Below are 228 nucleotides of genomic sequence, written 5' to 3'. Positions count from 1 at the left end.
TGTAAAGTACAACGGATAATCAAGCACAAAGACAGATTCTGTAACCAGTCCACAGCCGTTCTTATCTCTTGCTGTGATCTCATGGTCACCTGCTGATACGTTACTGAACGTACCTTCATCTTGCCATGGACCATCATCTAAACTATATTCATAAACGCCAATACCTGTTGCCAATGCTTCTATAACGTGATTATCTGCAAAAGCTTGTGTCACCAGATTAACTTCTAG

1 pseudogene is annotated in these 228 nt (G+C 40.8%); it reads right to left on the bottom strand.

From position 1 onward, the window contains the following. A pseudogene (locus tag Q0822_RS18260) lies at positions 1–228 on the bottom strand (hypothetical protein); the annotation flags it as partial.

The organism is uncultured Winogradskyella sp., from assembly GCF_947496485.1.
GTDB lineage: Bacteria > Bacteroidota > Bacteroidia > Flavobacteriales > Flavobacteriaceae > Winogradskyella.
This window is presented reverse-complemented; position numbering and strand designations above follow the sequence as displayed.